This is a genomic window from Planktothrix sp. PCC 11201, assembly GCF_900009135.1.
Classification (GTDB): Bacteria; Cyanobacteriota; Cyanobacteriia; order Cyanobacteriales; family Microcoleaceae; genus Planktothrix.
Genome location: NZ_LT797688.1, coordinates 686,779 through 704,067, shown reverse-complemented (window position 1 = coordinate 704,067; position 17,289 = coordinate 686,779). Strand labels below are relative to the sequence as shown.

General features: G+C 40.1%; 15 protein-coding genes. 3 read left to right on the top strand and 12 right to left on the bottom strand.

Going from position 1 to position 17,289, the window contains the following annotated elements:
* Positions 1–221 precede the first annotated feature (221 nt).
* Together PL11201_RS03805 and PL11201_RS03800 are read left to right on the top strand one after the other, a co-directional pair.
* Complete coding sequence (locus PL11201_RS03805) at positions 222–2,528, top strand: S-layer homology domain-containing protein (protein ID WP_079677262.1); 2,307 nt, start codon at positions 222–224, stop codon at positions 2,526–2,528.
* An 82-nt stretch (positions 2,529–2,610) separates the two neighbouring features.
* Positions 2,611–3,441, top strand: a complete 831-nt coding sequence (locus PL11201_RS03800) for a pentapeptide repeat-containing protein (protein WP_200816692.1) — start codon at positions 2,611–2,613, stop codon at positions 3,439–3,441.
* Between the two features lie 12 nt (positions 3,442–3,453).
* Here the strand turns inward: PL11201_RS03800 and PL11201_RS03795 are convergent, their stop codons facing one another.
* From PL11201_RS03795 to PL11201_RS03740, 12 genes are all read right to left on the bottom strand, one after another.
* Positions 3,454–3,852 carry a helix-turn-helix domain-containing protein gene (locus PL11201_RS03795; protein ID WP_079677261.1) on the bottom strand — a complete coding sequence of 133 codons (399 nt, stop codon included), beginning with the start codon at positions 3,850–3,852 and terminating at the stop codon, positions 3,454–3,456.
* Positions 3,853–3,863: 11 nt separating this feature from the next.
* Positions 3,864–4,565 carry an ABC transporter ATP-binding protein gene (locus PL11201_RS03790; protein ID WP_079677260.1) on the bottom strand — a complete coding sequence of 234 codons (702 nt, stop codon included), beginning with the start codon at positions 4,563–4,565 and terminating at the stop codon, positions 3,864–3,866.
* Positions 4,566–4,568: 3 nt separating this feature from the next.
* A complete protein-coding gene (locus PL11201_RS03785) occupies positions 4,569–5,348 on the bottom strand; it encodes an ABC transporter ATP-binding protein (RefSeq protein ID WP_079677259.1) in 780 nt (259 codons plus the stop codon).
* 10 nt (positions 5,349–5,358) lie between these two features.
* A complete protein-coding gene (locus tag PL11201_RS03780; RefSeq protein WP_079677258.1) occupies positions 5,359–6,312 on the bottom strand; it encodes a branched-chain amino acid ABC transporter permease in 954 nt (317 codons plus the stop codon).
* An 8-nt stretch (positions 6,313–6,320) separates the two neighbouring features.
* Positions 6,321–7,271, bottom strand: coding sequence for a branched-chain amino acid ABC transporter permease (locus tag PL11201_RS03775; protein WP_079677257.1), 951 nt, complete (start codon positions 7,269–7,271; stop codon positions 6,321–6,323).
* Between the two features lie 45 nt (positions 7,272–7,316).
* Positions 7,317–8,374, bottom strand: a protein-coding gene (locus PL11201_RS03770) for an IS630 family transposase (protein WP_144017658.1) whose coding sequence is annotated in 2 segments (ribosomal slippage) — positions 7,317–7,979 and positions 7,982–8,374 — 1,056 coding nt in all. Because the reading frame shifts where the segments join, the coding sequence is not laid out codon by codon here.
* A gap of 227 nt (positions 8,375–8,601) precedes the next feature.
* Entirely contained in the window at positions 8,602–11,616 is a 3,015-nt protein-coding gene (locus tag PL11201_RS03765) for a BamA/TamA family outer membrane protein (RefSeq protein WP_079677256.1), read from the bottom strand.
* A gap of 210 nt (positions 11,617–11,826) precedes the next feature.
* The gene (gene purC / locus PL11201_RS03760; protein ID WP_079677255.1) at positions 11,827–12,567 is read right to left on the bottom strand and encodes a phosphoribosylaminoimidazolesuccinocarboxamide synthase; all 741 of its coding nucleotides are present in this window, start codon (positions 12,565–12,567) and stop codon (positions 11,827–11,829) included.
* A 148-nt stretch (positions 12,568–12,715) separates the two neighbouring features.
* Positions 12,716–13,606 carry a dihydropteroate synthase gene (folP, locus tag PL11201_RS03755; protein WP_079677254.1) on the bottom strand — a complete coding sequence of 297 codons (891 nt, stop codon included), beginning with the start codon at positions 13,604–13,606 and terminating at the stop codon, positions 12,716–12,718.
* A 152-nt stretch (positions 13,607–13,758) separates the two neighbouring features.
* On the bottom strand, positions 13,759–14,484 hold the full coding sequence (gene tpiA, locus PL11201_RS03750) for a triose-phosphate isomerase (RefSeq protein WP_079677399.1): 726 nt from the start codon (positions 14,482–14,484) through the stop codon (positions 13,759–13,761).
* 134 nt (positions 14,485–14,618) lie between these two features.
* Positions 14,619–14,804, bottom strand: a complete 186-nt coding sequence (locus PL11201_RS03745; RefSeq protein WP_079677253.1) for a PCP reductase family protein — start codon at positions 14,802–14,804, stop codon at positions 14,619–14,621.
* A gap of 158 nt (positions 14,805–14,962) precedes the next feature.
* Positions 14,963–15,853, bottom strand: a complete 891-nt coding sequence (locus tag PL11201_RS03740; protein ID WP_079677252.1) for an alpha/beta fold hydrolase — start codon at positions 15,851–15,853, stop codon at positions 14,963–14,965.
* A 227-nt stretch (positions 15,854–16,080) separates the two neighbouring features.
* On the opposite strand from PL11201_RS03740, the gene PL11201_RS03735 reads away from it, so the two are divergent.
* The gene (locus tag PL11201_RS03735) at positions 16,081–17,184 is read left to right on the top strand and encodes an ISAs1 family transposase (RefSeq protein ID WP_079677251.1); all 1,104 of its coding nucleotides are present in this window, start codon (positions 16,081–16,083) and stop codon (positions 17,182–17,184) included.
* The last annotated feature ends 105 nt before the right edge of the window (positions 17,185–17,289 follow it).

Below are 17,289 nucleotides of genomic sequence, written 5' to 3'. Positions count from 1 at the left end.
AATCTTAAATAGATTGTAATATCTTATTGTAAGATCTTATTGTAAGGTTTTGGAGTTCAAACCCTTTTCATACTTGGGGTTTAAAGACCAAACCCCTACAGTTTTTTCATTTATTTAATTAAACCTAGATAGTACAATCTTTTCCTCCCTATTACCTTGTTACTGAGCGAAGTTGAAGTATTACCTATTACCTGTTACCTATTCCCTATTCCCTTAATAATATGACCAGTTCACAACCGTTGTTTTTAGATATTAGCCAACATTGGGCACGTCCTTTTATTCAACGTTTGCAAGCTCAGGGTTTAATTAGTGGATTTAAGGACAACACATTTCGCCCCGATCAAAATCTAACCAGGGGGGAATTTGCGACTATTTTAAAGGTGGCATTTCCCACTTCTATTAAGCGTAAATATATTCCTTTTAAAGACGTTCCCAAGGAGTTTTGGGCGGCGGAAGCGATTAAAACCGCCTATGAATCTGGCTTTATTTCGGGGTTTCCTGATGGACAGTTTCTTCCTCAAAGTCCAGTAACGCGCTTACAGGTTTTATTAGCTTTAGTTTCAGGCTTAAATTTACCTCCAGGAGAGAGTTTAAACTTAAAAATTATTTATGAAGATGGGGATAAAATTTCCAGCTATGGGACTGAAGCTATGATCACCGCAACTCGTTCTGAATTGGTGGTTAATTACCCCTATCCCCAAGTTTTTAATCCTAATTCTAATGCGACTCGGGGAGAAGTTGTTAGTATTATTTATCAGGCTTTAGTGTGGCTAAAAAAAGTGAATCCGATTATTTGTCCCTATATTATATCCTTAGCTCACCCCGGAATTATTAAAACAGGAACCCATCTTTCTGTGAATGGGAGAAAATGGAAGTTACCCTGGAGTCAATGGAGTTCAGGAATTGCTACAAATACCGGAGTTAGTGATAAGGGAATTATCCAAGTTTTAGGAATTAATCCCTTAAATACAACGGAAGCCAGTCTTCAACCTTTAAGTTGGTTTTCTGTACATTCAACTCCGGGGACTTTTTTAGATGCCGAATATCGTTATGTAAAAATTGATCAATTAGCGGAATTATCAGCCTGGGATTTAGAAATTCAAGAAAATACGCTTAATATTATTTCTAAAATCGGCACTATTCAAACCCTAAACTTTGAGGAACGAGCGAATATTTCTCAAATGACGATAACCTTAAATCAACCGACTCCCTGGGAACTCTATCAACAGAATACCCAATGGGAAGTGGTGGTCGATGCAACAACAAATCCAACTATTGCTAAACCCTTTCAAGAACAATCTCAACCCACACCTACTTCTGGAACTTCTGCACAACAAAATGAAGGAGAAACCGCAGTCACAACTCAAAAACCCTCCCGTCCTTTGGTAAAAATTGTGAATAATCAAACGGTGATTCAAGGAACGTTACCCGATGGTTATGGGGTGAAAGTTTCTACCTTGAATAATCCGAATCGTATTTTAATTGAGTTACGGCAAGATGCCTTAATAGAACGGGATATTACCTGGGTAAAAGGATTACGGTGGCGGCAACAATATATGACTTTAAATAATAGCCGTTTTCCCGTGGTTTGGTTAACGGTAAATCCTGATTTTGGCTTGAATTTACGCCCGATTTGGGCAAGTCAAACGGGGATGAAAGGTATTGACAGTTTAGCCAAAACCGTTGATCATAGTCAATGTTTAGGAGCAATTAATGCCGGATATTTTAACCGGAATAATCTTTTTCCTTTGGGGGCAATTCGGCGAGAAAATCAATGGTTTTCAGGGCCAATTTTAAACCGAGGCGCGATCGCTTGGAATGATAGAGGACAGTTCAAAATTGCTCGTTTAAGTTTAAAAGAAACCCTGATTCCCTCATCGGGACAGACCTTAGAGTGTGAATTACTCAATACCGGATACGTCAAAGCGGGTATTGCTCGTTATACTCCTGAATGGGGCGAAAGTTATACCCCCTTAACGGCGAATGAAATTGTGATTGTGGTAGAAAATAATATCGTAAAACAACAATTAGAACTCACGAATACAACCACCGCTATTCCTATTCCTAAAACCGGTTATTTATTAACCTTGCGATCTTTTCGGAGTGTTTTAAGTTCGTTTTCTGTGGGTACATCTATTCAAATTCAATCCCAAACTACCCCCTCGGATTTTAATTTCTTCCCCCATATTTTAGGCGGCGGGCCATTATTATTACAAAACGGACAGGTGGTGGTAGATGCGATCGCCGAAGGGTTTAGTCCCGCCTTTGCCGATCAGGCGGCTATTCGTAGCGGGGTCGGCATCACCGCCAAGGGCGAATGGATCATTGCCACCGTCCATAACCGCGTCGGAGGGGTGGGGGCTAAATTAACCGAAATGGCGCTCTTAATGCAGCAGTTAGGAGCCACTGATGCGTTAAATTTAGACGGAGGAAGTTCGACGAATTTAGTCTTAGGAGGTCAACTTTTAAACCGTATCCCCGATACCGCCGCCCCAGTTCACAATGGTTTAGGGGTATTTCGGCGCTAAAAAAACCTTGAGGTATAGATGTATGTTAAGCTGTAGCACTAATATCGATTGTTAGCCAAATCCTTAATTGCGGACTCCTGCCATGATCACTCCCAGTGAGTTGAATTATTATTATAAAGTGTTAGATCTCAAGCCTGGAGCTTCCTTAGAATTGGTGGATCAGGCCTATAAAGATTTAGCATTTATTTGGCATCCCGATCGCATTCCCGAAGAAAATCAACGATTAAGAAAAATTGCTGAGGAAAAACTCAAGGAAATCAATCAAGCTAGGGAAAAATTGCGTTCCTTATTGCGTCGATCAAGTTCAAATTCAACTCAACATTCCTCAACTGTTTCCCGTGCAGAATCCCATTCCCGAGCCTCCTCAAATAGTACAGGAAATTCCTATACCTATCAAAAACCCTATTCTAGCTATCAATCTTCTCCCTATCAAAGCCGCGTAAAAACCTCTGAAAATAATAATTTTCAACGTCCCCCAGTTAGTAGTAAACCTCCGGTTACGCCCCCACCGCCAACTCCCCCCGCACCAACTCCTCCCCCCGATAGACCGACGGAATTAAGTGGATTAAGTTTTAAAGGGGCGGATTTAAAAGAAAGGGATTTTTCCAGTCGCAATTTAAGCGGTGCGGACTTAACCGAAGCCGATTTAAGTGATGCGTTTCTGCATAAAGTTAACTTAAGTGCCGCCTGTTTATATAAGGCGAATTTATTTAGGGCAAATTTTTTACAGGCTAATTTAACCTATGCTAATTTACAAGAAGCTAATTTAATTGGGGCTGATTTAAGTGGCGCTGATTTAAGATGTGCAGATTTAACCGGGGCTAAGGTCGGAATTGGGGATAAAATCATGGTCAAACTAACCGGAGCTAAATTAGCCGGGGCGATTTTACCCGATGGCAGTGTTCATATATGATTGGGGAGCTACCTAAATAAATAAATTGATCGAAACTTCAAAATAATCAGCCAGTGCTTGCGCTTGCGTCTTACTAATAGAACGTTTATTATTAAGAATTTCAGAAATAACATTACTTGCTCCAATCACACCGACTAAATCCCCTTCAAAAGTTCCAGTAACTTCCATCAAATGCTGTAGAATTTGAACAGGTGTAGACTCATCGATGGGATACATTTTTGATTCGTAATTTTCAATTAACTGAACCAGTAATTTTAATAATACTCGTTCTTCCGGGGTGAGAGTTTGACTAAAAGTAAATCGTTCAACAATTGCTAAAATCCGATCATACTCCTCCTCGGTTTCAATCACTTGAGGACTGATTTCAGCTAATAGGTTGCTATAAAGTGTTTTATTAATAGTAAGGGTCATTTTTCCCCTTTTTAACCTAAATAGGCTTGTTTAACTCGTTCATCAATTAATAAATCAGAGGCTTTACCCGTGAGGGTTAAATATCCGGCTTCTAAAACATAACCTCGATTCGCAATTTCTAAGGCTAAATGGGCATTTTGTTCGACTAATAAAATAGTAACACCAGATTGATTGAGTTGACGAATTACCGAAAAGATTTCTCGAACAATTTGGGGAGCTAACCCTAAACTGGGTTCGTCTAATAATAATAGCTGAGGACGACTCATCACCGCCCGGGCGATCGCTAACATTTGTTGTTCACCACCGCTTAGGGTTCCAGCTAATTGATGTTTTCGTTCTGCTAACCGAGGAAAAATAATAAATTGTTTTTCAATATCTGCTTTAATTCCTAAGCGATCGCTGCGAGTATAAGCCCCTAATTCTAAATTGGTTAATATGGTTTGTTGAGTTAGAATTCGGCGACCTTCTGGACTTTGGGCGATTCCCATTTTCACGACTTGATCGGGACGTAAATCAGTAATATCTTTTCCTTGATAAATAATTTTACCTTGGCGGGGATTAATCAGTCGAGAAATGGTTTTTAAGGTGGTACTTTTTCCGGCTCCATTCGCTCCAATTAGGGTAACAATTTCCCCTTGATTAATAACAATATTAATCTCTTTTAATGCTTGAATTGAACCATAATTAACCGATACTGTTACTAATTCTAACATAACTTATTCATCTCCTAAATAGGCTTCAATTACCGCCGGATTATTTCTCACAATTTCCGGTTCTCCTAAAGCAATTAATTTTCCAAAGTCTAACACCGCAATGCGATCGCATAACCCCATCACTAAAGGGACATGATGTTCAATTAAAATCACAGTTAATTGAAATTGATCTCGAATTTTTCTAATTAAATCACTCAGTTCTTTTTTCTCACTGGGGTTCATTCCTGCGGCGGGTTCATCTAATAGTAACAATTTCGGCTCTAAGGCTAAAGCTCGAGCAATTTCTAACCGTCGTTGGTCGCCATAGGCAAAATTATAGGCTTTTTGTTCCGCCCGTTCTAATAATCCAAAAATTCCTAATAATTCCCGAGCTTTTTGATAGTTTTCCTGTTCTATTTTTCTTCCCTTTGGTAAGCCTAAAACCCCTGAAACTAGGTTAGCTTGATTATGGATATGACGAGCAATAACAACGTTTTCTAAAGCCGATAAGTTGCCAAATAATCGAAGATTTTGAAAAGTTCTGGCTATCCCTTTTTCAGCAATTTGATAGGGTTTTAATTGAGTAATAGAATGATTTTGATAAATTAAAGCTCCTTTGGAGGGAGGAATTAACCCCGTAATTAAATTAAATAAAGTCGTTTTCCCCGCCCCATTAGGGCCAATTAAACCGAATATTTCTTGATCTTGAACCGCAAACGAAACCTGATCAACTGCTAATAATCCCCCAAAATATCGGGTTAAACCTTGGACTTCTAAAAGGGGTTTTAAGGTTGATGAACTCATTTTTTAACCCTTATGATTGTTTTTTTAATAGTCCCCGCCAGGGATTTTTTCGAGTAATTTTGTTTAATAATTCGGGAGTAATTAAACCTTGAGGATAAAAAATTGACCCCAAAACCAATAATACCCCAAAAATAATTAAACGACCTTCCCTTAAGAATTGGGCTAACCATAGGGATAAACCACTTATTTCTCCCATTCCGCGTAAAATTTCCGGTAAAGCGGTGAGAATAATTCCCCCGAAAACTGGCCCCCAAAATGTTCTTGACCCGCCAATTAAAACAAAAGCTAAATAAATAATACTACTATCAAAGGTGCCTTGACGAGCATTCCAAGTATTGAGAAAATGGGCGCTGATAGTTCCCACTAATCCTGCTAAAATTGCCCCCAAGGTAAAGGATAACACTTTGTAATGGGTAGGATTAACCCCCATAGAATCAGCAGCTAATTCATCTTCCCGAATTGCCCGAAAAGCGCGTCCGGCTTTAATTTTTTCTAAGCGGTATAAGAATACCATACTCAGAATTAAGAGGGGAATTGCCACCCATAAATATTCTAGGGGAGTTGCAAAGGGTTGGGGAATCCCAAAGATACCAACCGCCCCCCCAGTTATCTCTAAATTTAAGGCTAAAACGCGTAAAATTTCGACTAAAGCAATCGTTGAAATGGCGAGGTAAATTCCCCGTAATCTCAATACCGGAATTCCTAATCCTACGGCTAGAATAGCAGAAATTATGGCAGTTATTAATAGTTCTAAAAACAGAAAATGTAAGGGAAAAATAGTTCCTGTAAATTTAAAAACCTGGGTAGATAAAATCGCAGCAATATAACCCCCTAACGCATAAAATCCAGGGGTTGCTAAGGAGAGTTGACCCGCCATTAAAGGTAAATAAATAGATAGCCCTAAAACTGCTCCGAATAACATAGAAACGATTAAAAAGCCGTAGGTGTTAAAAAAATTAATCATATATTTAGTTATACCTTTTGAATGCGTTTACGTCCTAATAATCCCTGGGGTCGAATTAATAGCATGATTAATAGAATGGCAAAGGCGATCGCATCTCGATAACCGGAAAAATCCGGCGGGACAAAAGCCTCTGCTAACCCTAATAATAACCCCCCAATTACCGCCCCAGGAATACTTCCTAACCCCCCTAAAACAATCACGCCCAAGCCTTTTAACCCGAAAGCAATACCAAAATACGGCCCCGCAATACTCACACTAGACCCAACTAAAGTTCCGGCGAGTCCTGCTAAAAATCCACTGACAAAAAACGTTAATATAATGAACTGTTCGGGGTTAATTCCTAATAAACTGGCGGTAATTTCATCCTCCGCCACCGCTTGTAAAGCTTTACCAATTTTAGTTCTATTGACTAAATAGGTTAATAAAGCCACGATCACCATACAAACCGTAAAAATAATCACTTGAACGCTTCTAATCATAATCGGTTTTGTGGCTGTACCGAAATTAATTGCTGCGGGAATATTACCATAAATATTATCAGGAAAGGTGTAAATTTCTGCCCCCACTAAATATTGAATTGTATTCACAATTACCACCGCAGCCCCTAAACTTGAAACCAGGGTTAATAGGGGATCGGCTCCTCTAACTCTCAAGGGTTTAAAGGCTAATCTTTCTAAGACAATTGAGGCTAACCCAGCTAAAATACTCCCGAGAATTAAGGCGATAAAAAATGGGAATTGAAAGGGTAACTTACCATTGGCTAATAATCCATTAAACCCAAAAACGCCCCCGGATAAGATATAGGTAAAATAAGCTCCCAAGGTAAAAATAGCACCATGGGCAAAATTAATCACCCCTAAAATTGAAAAAACGAGGGTGTAACCCAGGGCAAAAATAGCATAAACACTCCCAATCGATAAACCATTTAAAAATGATTGTAGGAAAAAATTAAAATCCATATATAAGTAGGTGGGCGAGAAAATCAACAAGTATGTAACGAAAAGTTAACTTTGTTGTTGCTCCGAGTGAAATTTCATCCGTTGTGTGCTGTAGTTTCCTCTTTCTGCTCTAGCTTGAATACCATTAATTACCGCATAAGCCAGGTCTAATTCATCCTCAAATGTTTGTCCTGATAGTTCATCTTTTTTGAGATGTTGCCACTCTAATTCAATCGGATTCATTTCGGAACAATATTTAGGTAAACAGAAAATATACAAACCCATACTTTCCCATTTTGGCCAGAGTTTTTTCACCTCATGGCATTGATGTATCGGGCTATTATCTTGGACAATAACTCTCATCCGTCCGGCTTTTTCAGCCTCTGTTGCTTCTTGTTCCATCATTTGGATATAACACTTGCGATTCACACCTCCAATCACCAAGCCATAAACAAAACTGATTTGCTGTTGCCAAAACCCAATAATACTTAATCTGCGACCCCGACGATGTGTTTGTTCTAAACGTTTTTGTTCCCCCCTAAAATAATAGGTGTAACCCGGTTCACTCCACAGACAAAAACCCGATTCATCTAAATACTTTAAGTCAATTTCTCCAGCCGCAGCCGATAATTCCAACATCTCTAAATCTGCCTGTTTCTGAGCACGGACTATCGGATCTTGTTTTCCTTTGTGGCTCTTTCTGGCTCGCTTCCAATTCACCCCCTTTTTTTGAGCACCCGTCTTAATCTATCGGGACTCAATTTAATCGACCGTTCTTGTTCTAATTTTTGGGCTAATTGCTGAGAGTTGTATGTCCGGGGCTCTTTTCTGAGACATTCTTCTAAAAATACTAAGTCATCTTCTTTCCACTTGGCTTTCCCCCCGCGACCGGGTTTTTCCCATAACCCTTCTAGCCCCAACTTTTCCCATTTGTGCAACACTTCTCTGACAGTCTGTGCCGTCCAATTGAAATAAGTTGCTATTTTTTCGACGTACCAACCCTGTGAATTTAAGCGAATCACTTCGGCTCGGTCTTTAACTTTCTGTGGTACATCTGCTGTTCTCAGGTTGAACAGGGTTTTGTCTTGCTCACGAGTCAGAAATACCCTTAAACGAGCACCCATATTTTCATGACCTCGGTAGATTTCTTCTCCATCTTCATTTATCTTTACATACTTTGGTTTCTTCCTGCCTACCTACTTAGAAGGGAACAGGCAATAGGCAATAGGCAATACTTCGACTTCGCTCAGTAACAAGGGAATAGGGAATAGGGAATACTTCGACTTCGCTCAGTAACAAGAGAATAGGGAATAGGGAATTTCGACAAGATCATCTGGGTGCATTTTAGGACTTAGAACCGTTCCCCTAAACCGAAGTGTATCCGACCATCCCCGTCATTATTAATCCCATAATCAATCCGCACTGGCCCGAGGGGAGTTTGTAGGCGCACACCAACCCCATAACCGAAACCACTTCCGGGTTTATCCCGCACACCCCCAGGAGAACCAGGAACTGTCCCCTGGGAACCCAAGTCCGTTGCCGCGTCCACAAAAAGCGCCCCGCCAATAAACTTGGAAAACAGGGGAAAACGATACTCAATGGAGGCTTGGATAAAACTGCGAGTAGAGGCGATCGCCCCTTCTTCCCAACCCCGCACCGAGGTTGTCCCCCCCAAGGGAAAGGCTTCATAGGGGGGTAAGTTCCCAATTACCGTACCCCCTTGGAAGTTAAAAGCAAAGGATTGAGAGCCTTCGGGAATGAAACCGGAGAAGAATTTCACAGGAATATAAAAAGTATATGCAGCCCGCAAACGGTTCATTAAAATACTTCCCGAACCCACCGGGATAGATTGTTCCGAACCAAAACGCACTAAATAGCCGGAGGTGGGTTGTTGTTTATTGTTGCGGCGATCTCGCAGAAATCCAAACTGAACGGTGAATAAATCGTCTTTTCCACTCCCGCTATAACTCAGTTGATTCCCAAATTCATCGGTACGGTTAATTTTCCCATCGGAGTCGGTGATTTCCACCCGTTGATATTGGAATCCGAGGGAAGCGACCCAATTGGGATCGGCGAAAACATTATCCGCATAGGGACGAGTAAAACTAATACCCCCTCCAGTTCTCACCACCCGGGGGCGATCGCCATTTGCCAAGTAAACCTCTTTTGGCCCATTTTCAAAGACCACAGAAATCGTCCGACGTCTAAAAGCATTCACAGTATAAGAGGTGCGATAGGGATCACCCGCAATCCAAGGATCGGTAAAGTTTAAATCCATTTGAAACACCCGATTTCCTGCTTCTAATTCCGCCCCTAAGCGTTGGTTATTTCCCCCTAAGTTAATTTCTTGATAACTCAAGGTTCCAAATAATCCGGCGGCGGAACTTACACCTCCCCCAAATGCGAGTGATCCGGTGGTTTTTTCGATTACATTCACAATCACCACCGCCTCCCGTGGATTATCTTTTCCGGGTTCTAATTCTAAGCGGACATCTTCAAAAATTCCTAAACCAAATACCCGGGCTAAATCCTGTTGTGCGGTTTTTTGGTTGAATACATCCCCTGGTTTTAACTGAATTTCCCGGGTGATAATAAAGTCTCGGGTTCTTCCCGAAATTGGTTTTCCTTCTTCATCGGTTGCTTCTCCATCACTATTCAGGAAACGCACCCCAATATTTTCAATCACCCCTTCTGCGACTTCTAGGTTAATAACACCTTCTTTTGTAACTTCAGGAGCGGCGACAACCTGTGCTAAAACATAGCCATTATCCTGATACCATTGATTGATTTTTTTAATTCCTGCTTCTATTTGATTTAAGTTAATGGTTTTATTCAATTGATCGCCGAAACTTTCGTTAATAATTTCTTGGGGTAAAACCGTATTCCCTTGAATTACAACTTCTTTGAATAGGGGGTTTTCTTCTACTTCAAAAGTTACTCGTACTCCTAAAGGGGTATCTTCTGGAACAGCTTTGACGTTTCGGAATAAACCTGTAGCGAAAATCGCATTAATATCTCTTTGTAATTGAGTCCGGGTTGTTGTTCGTCCGGGTTGGGTGGAAATAACGCTATATACTTTTTCAATTAATCCTTGATCTTGGGTTCCTGTGACTGCAATTTCTCCGACTAACACTTCGGTTTCTGAGGGTGCGGGCGTGCTGGGAAGGGGAATAGTCGCAGGAGTTTCAGGTTGTATTGGAACTTCAGAATTAGGGGGTAAAGTTTCGGGTGTTGCTTGGACGATAGTTAATGGAATAATAGGAGAGAATGATTCTATTTTCTCACTATCTTTATGTAAACTCGGTTGAAATAAATTAGATTCTGGTAAGTTTGGGTTGAGGGCGATCGCTGTTTCCGGTATGGTTGGAAAGCTAAAATGACCAACTTTTTCGGTTTCAGATTTATTCAGGATAATCCCTAAAGTCGAGAAGTTATTAATTTCTGCACTGGCAATTTTTTCGGGAACTGGAGTTGGGAATTGGGCTGTTTTTTCAGAATCCTTATGTAAACTCGGTTGAAATAAATTAGATTCGGGTAAGCTGGAATTGAGGGCGATCGCTTCTTCTGTTCTAACGGGAAAGCTAAAATTACCGACTTTTTCGGTTTCAGCTTTATTCAGGATAATTCCTAAATTCGAGAAATTATTAATTTCTACACTCGCGATTTTTTCGGGAACTGGAGTTGGGAATTGGGCTATTTTTTCAGAATCTTTATGTAAACTCGGTTGAAATAAATTAGATTCGGGTAAGTTCGGGTTGAGGGCGATCGCTGTTTCTGTTCTGACGGGAAAGCTAAAATGACCGACTTTTTCGGTTTCAGATTTATTTAGGATAATGGCTGAATCATTGGCTTCAGTATTCTCAGGTGAAACCTCTGTTGAAACTTGCGCTAATTTTTCTAAATCTTCTGTAGTTTTCCCTTTATTGAGACTAATAGAATGTTCTGCTAAAACCTCCGATTCCGCAGGATGCAAAGAAGACTCTAAAGCAGGATGAATTAGGGGTTGAGATGGATTGAATTGAGGTAAATTTTGAGAATAGGAAACATTAACCCCAGAAAAGGAAACCTGGTTTCCAATCGACTGACCCAGAGAAAAAGCCAGATCTGGATGGAGCGATTTAGTCTTATTTAAAACTATTCCTTCAAAAGAATTAATAGGTGTAGAGGGAATAATCTGATTAACAGCTAAAGATTGTTTTCCATGGGTTTCCGATGGGTTTAAACTCGGATTTATTGGATCAAAAGCTTCTTGAGAACTGAGGGAACTTTCAGATTCAGAATAGGCGGTTTGACCATTTGCAGAGTTTGATAATCCAAACGTAGCTGAAGCAGTAAAAACCGCAACTAAGACAGGAGATAAACGCATGATACTCACTCTTTTAGACAATCCCACACCTACAACTTGTCAATCCTCAGCGAAGGCTTAGAGAGATGGTTACACCCGTTACCATCGCTGCGACATCTGACATCTTAACAAGCTTTGACACTTCTACAGCGAAAAGCTTTGAAAATCATGGGTTGTGATCCCCCCTAACCCTTATAACAAAAGGATTTAGGGGGATCAAAATATTTAGCTTTATTGAGGTGGGTTGGAAGTATGTTCTAAAACCCGTTTAAGCACTTGTTGATACGCAGATTCAACATTTCCTAAATCTCGACGGAAGCGGTCTTTATCCAAAACTCGCCGGTCGGGGTCTGTTTCAGATTGATCCCACAAACGACAGGTATCAGGACTAATTTCATCGGCGAGTACCAATTGACCCTCAGAAGTCATCCCAAATTCTAATTTAAAATCCACTAAAGTAATTCCACATTCATTAAAAAACTCCGAGAGAATTTGATTAATTTGTAAGGATAACTGGGTAATTTTTTCCAACTGTTCTGGCGTGGCTAATTTCATTAATAATAGCCGTTCCCGTGTTAATAAGGGATCGCCTAATTCATCATTTTTATAGCAAAATTCTACTAAAGTTGGTTCAATAATTGTACCCGCAGGAATCCCCGTTTGTTTACATAAACTTCCCGCCGCAATATTGCGAACAATCACTTCTATCGGCACGATTTTAACCCGTTTCACCCGCATTTCATTGGGGGTAGGACAATCAATATAATGGGTCGGAACTCCTTTTGCTTCTAAACATTGAAATAGATGGCTAGAAATCGCATTATTAATTTCTCCTTTCCCTTGAATTGTCCCGCGTTTTTGAGCATTAAACGCCGTCGCATCATCCTTAAAATAGGCAAGTAATATTTCAGGTTCATCCGTGGGATAGATGATTTTGGCTTTTCCTTCGTAGAGTTTTTCGGGAGTAGACATAGAAATAGACTATTTAAAGGTTAGACAATCAATTATAGTGTAGGGGCGAGGTCTCCTCGCCCTGATAGTAGACATAGGAATAGACTATTGAAAGGTTAAACCATTAATTATAAATCAAAAAAGCAAAGAGGGTTGGAAGACCCAACCCCTACGATAAAATATTACCACCTTCGTCAATCACCCGATAAATAGCATCCGCAACTTGACTAACATCAACCATTTCTTTAACATCATGGACTCTTAAGATATCCGCACCATTAGCAATAGCCGCCACACAGGTCGCCGCCGTCCCCCAAACTCGTTGTTTTGGGTCGGGTTGGTTTAAAATATGACCGATAAAACTCTTTCGGGATGTTCCGACTAAAATCGGACAATTGAGCGATCGCAATTTTGTTAAATTCCTCAAGATTTCTAAATTCTGTTTGAAGGTTTTTGCAAAACCAATCCCCGGATCAATAATAATATTTTGAGGTGCAATTCCTTGGGCGATCGCTTCTTTAATTCTACCTTGTAAAAACCCTTCTAACTCCCCAATTAAATCCTGATAATCCGTCAATGTTTGCATGGTTTTGGGCGTTCCTCGCAGGTGCATTAAAATAATAGGAACCTGCAACCCCGCCACCACAGATAACATTTCAGCCTCAAAAGTAGCCCCGGAAATATCATTGATAATATCCGCTCCGGTTTGAACTGCAACTTTCGCCACTTGGGAACGAGTCGTATCAACAGAAATCGGAATATTTGCCAATAATTGATTAGAACTATTTCTAATGGTTTCAATCAGGGGAATAACCCGATTTAATTCTATTTCTAAACTCACAATTTCTGCCCCAGGTCGGGTTGATTGTCCGCCAATATCAATAATATCAACTCCCGCTTCCACCATGTGTTGCGCTTGATGCAAAGCCCTTTCTAAACTATTAAAATCTCCCCCATCGCTAAAACTATCAGGAGTCACATTCAAAACCCCCATAATATAAGTTCGTTTTCCCCATTGAAAACTTTTATTTCTAATATTTAAAGGGTTAAAAACAGTCATAATTCTTTGATGGGGAATGGGGAATGGGGAATGGGAAAAATATAAGTTTGATCTGTAAATTTTTTAACTAATAGCTGGTACGGGCGGGTTCTTTTAGATGTTTGTTAATCACCTAAATTTCGATGAACCCGCCCCTACAACTAATGACTGATTTATTGATAATTAACAATGCGGGCAAAACCTTCTGGCTGTAAACTAGCGCCTCCAACTAAAGCCCCATCAATTTCTGGCTGTGCCATAATCTCGTCAATATTATCCGGTTTAACAGAGCCACCATATTGAATGGTTACATTAGAATTGACTAATTTACTGCGAATTAAACCAATCACTCGATTAGCTTCTTTTGTTTCACAAGTATCCCCAGTTCCTATTGCCCAAATTGGCTCGTAAGCAATCACTAAATTGTTTTGATCAACCCCAATTAAACCCTTTTCCAACTGAGAGAAAATCACCCTTTCTGTGTCTCCAGCATCCCGTTGTTGTTTGGTTTCTCCCACACATAAAATGGGGGTTAAACCATGACGTTGGGCTGCCCTAAGTCGCAAATTCACCGTTTCATCAGTTTCGCCAAAATATTGACGTCGTTCACTGTGACCCACAACAACATAACGGATACCAAATTCTAGTAACATCGGGCCAGAAATTTCTCCCGTGTAGGCTCCAGAATCTTCCCAATGTATGTTTTGAGCACCGGGGAGAATTCGACTCCCATGTAAACTTTTGGACATGACCCCCAAGGTGGTAAAGGGTACACACAGCACCACTTCCCGGTCTTCTGGAGTATCATCTAAATGATTAATAAACCCTTGCAGAAACTCTTGAGCTTCCGATTGGGTTTTAAACATTTTCCAATTACCCGCAATAATTACTTTTCTCACCGTTAATGCAATTAACCTTAAAAAACAATAAAATCCCACCCTTCAGTTTAAGGCTTTAGGGTAAATTTTTATAGTCAGAGGTGGGGGGCAGGGGGAGCAGGGCGGCAGGGGAGGCAGGGGGAGTTGGGGAGGGGTTATTGGCCAAATTCTAAGCGGGCTTGTTCCACCATTTCTGCGGTCACGATTCCTTGTTCGGCTTCTCTGGCCAGTTGTTCAATACGTTGTCTAGCCTGAGTCCGAACAAAATAGGGAATATTTTTTAGTTTGACCTTGGCTTCGGGAAGCCACTGAAGTTCATCGAAATAATCAGTGTTAGCCATAAACTTAACCGTTACTTTGGGAGCATATAGCAATCATTGTAGGGGTTGGGTCTCTAAACCCTCTTGACACCTAGCGTTGAAAGCTAAAACCCTACAGGTTGTTGTCACAAGTCCCCCACGGATTGCTATAGCTCTATTTTACCTAGAGTTGAACCGCCTTAAAGCATTTTCAGGAATTGACGAATTACCCCAATGGTGACGGCGGGAAGTTCCAAATGGGGTGTTAATCCCACATTATCTATTTTTTGAAAAACCTTGATCGCTGTTGGATTTAAGTTAGCTAAACGTTCACCTGTTTCGGGACTGGTAAAGGATGATTTCTCACCCCAAATAATACCCGTAGGTGTGATCAGTTGACTGATATATAAGGATAAATCAAAACACAAATCTCCCCCCACAAAAGACAAAGCTGCGTATTCAGCATTGGGTTGTTGAGCCGATGTTAAATAGGCTGCTACAATTTCGGGATAAATTCGATCCGGTTGGGCAAATTGCCGATTGTGTAAAAAACCGTAAATCCCAGCAGGATTAGCAATTCCGGTAAAATACAAAACTCGATCTAAGAAAGGTGTTTTCACAATTTGGCTTAATAAACTTTGTCCATAATCTTCGCCAAAATCCGATAAACCTGATGGAGTTACTAAAATAAGTGATTTGAACAGGTCAGGACGTTGAATTGCAACTCGAATGGTAAAGGCTGCGGTTAGGGAGGAGGCAATTACTATGGCGGGAGTTGAACAAGTTTGTTCTAAAAATTCGGTAATTGTGGTTAGATAATCCTCTATTTTATAATTTTTTTCTGGATGTTCTGAACGTCCCCAACCAATTAAATCGGGGGCTAAAATTTGGTATTCATCTACAAAAGCGGGATAAACTTTTGACCATTCATAAGCAGAAGATCCCCCACCAAATCCATGTAAAAATACTAATGGGGGTAATTCGGCAGAACTTTCATTGATATTCCAGGGGGCACTCTCCGCCGTGTAATATACCATTCTGCCTAAAGACGTGACAATTGAACGCTGACCAAATCCATTGGGTTCAAACATTATTAACCTCTTAAAAAACAATAAGAAATAGACAATGGGGAATGGGGAATGGGGAATGGGGAATGGGGAATGGGTAATGGGTAATGGGTAATAGAAAGAGTTTACCTCCCCTGCTCCCCCTGCTCCCCCTACCTCAGGGCTGTTTCAAAGTCGGGTGAAAAAGAGTAAAGAAAGAGCGATCGCCACCTGATAAAATGGAAAATGATCGCCATTTTTTCTAAAAAAAGATGCTAACGAGTTTAATAGAAAATTTAAAAAAAGTCAAGGACTTCAGAAAAAGTCAGGGAAAAAGGTATGAGTTATGGGAAGTGCTATTAGTAGTAGTTTTAGGGGTGATGTCAGGGCATCAAGGATATCGAGAGATCGGATATTTTGTCAAAGCCAACGAAGTTATCCTGAAAAAAACATTCAATATTTATAGCCAAGGAATGCCATCTTATTCAACAATAAGAAGGGTAATGAGAGGAGTAGATGAGAAAGATTTAAGTAAAATAGTAAAAGAATGGTCAAGAGATAATTCTCCTAAATTAAAGGGAATAGAGGGATTAGCAATAGATGGAAAAAGTTTAAGAAGTACGGTAAAAGACCCCGGAAATCAGCAGCAAAACATGGGAATAATGGTATCTATATTTAGTCAAGAAACAGGATTAGTATTAGCGACGGAAAAGTTCGAGAGTAAAACCGGTTCAGAACAAGCTGTAGCCCAAAGGATGATAGGAGAATGTGGTCTAAAAGGAAAGTTGATAACTGCGGATACGTTACATTGTAATGTCACCACAGTCCGAAAGATTATCGAGAGTGAAAACGATTATTTAATTGCGGTTAAGAAGAATCAAATCAAACTGTATAATCAAATCGAAAAAATCATAAAAACGACGAAAGCTGAAAGTATAGATACTCAAAAAGAGCGGGGTCATGGACGAGAAATAACTCGTCGGGTATCAGTGTTTAAAAAATCAATAAAAATTGAAAGCCTTTGGGAACATATTCAAAGTATAATTCAGGTAGAACGGTGGGGATACAGAGGAAAAAAGTCTGATAAAGAAACGGTTTATTATATAAGTAGTATCTGGGAAAAGGCAGAATTTTTTTCCCAAAAGATTAAAGGGCATTGGGGGATTGAAAATCAAGTTCATTGGGTAAAAGATGTGTTATTTAAAGAGGATAGTATGAAAATTCATCAAGTACGAGCGGCGACTAATTTGGCATTGCTCAACACCCTAGGATTGAATATTTTCAGAGGTTTAGGATTTTTATCAATAACAGAGGGAAGAAGGTGGTTAGGAAATCAGTGGGAGAAATTAGTGGCTATCTCTTCATCCCCAAGTTAAGAATAGAGCGATTAGTTTAGGAAAAATAGAGAAAAATCACAAACGTAAGTCTTACTCCGTAGGGAATAGGAATATTTATGCTATTTAGATAACTATTTCATATAA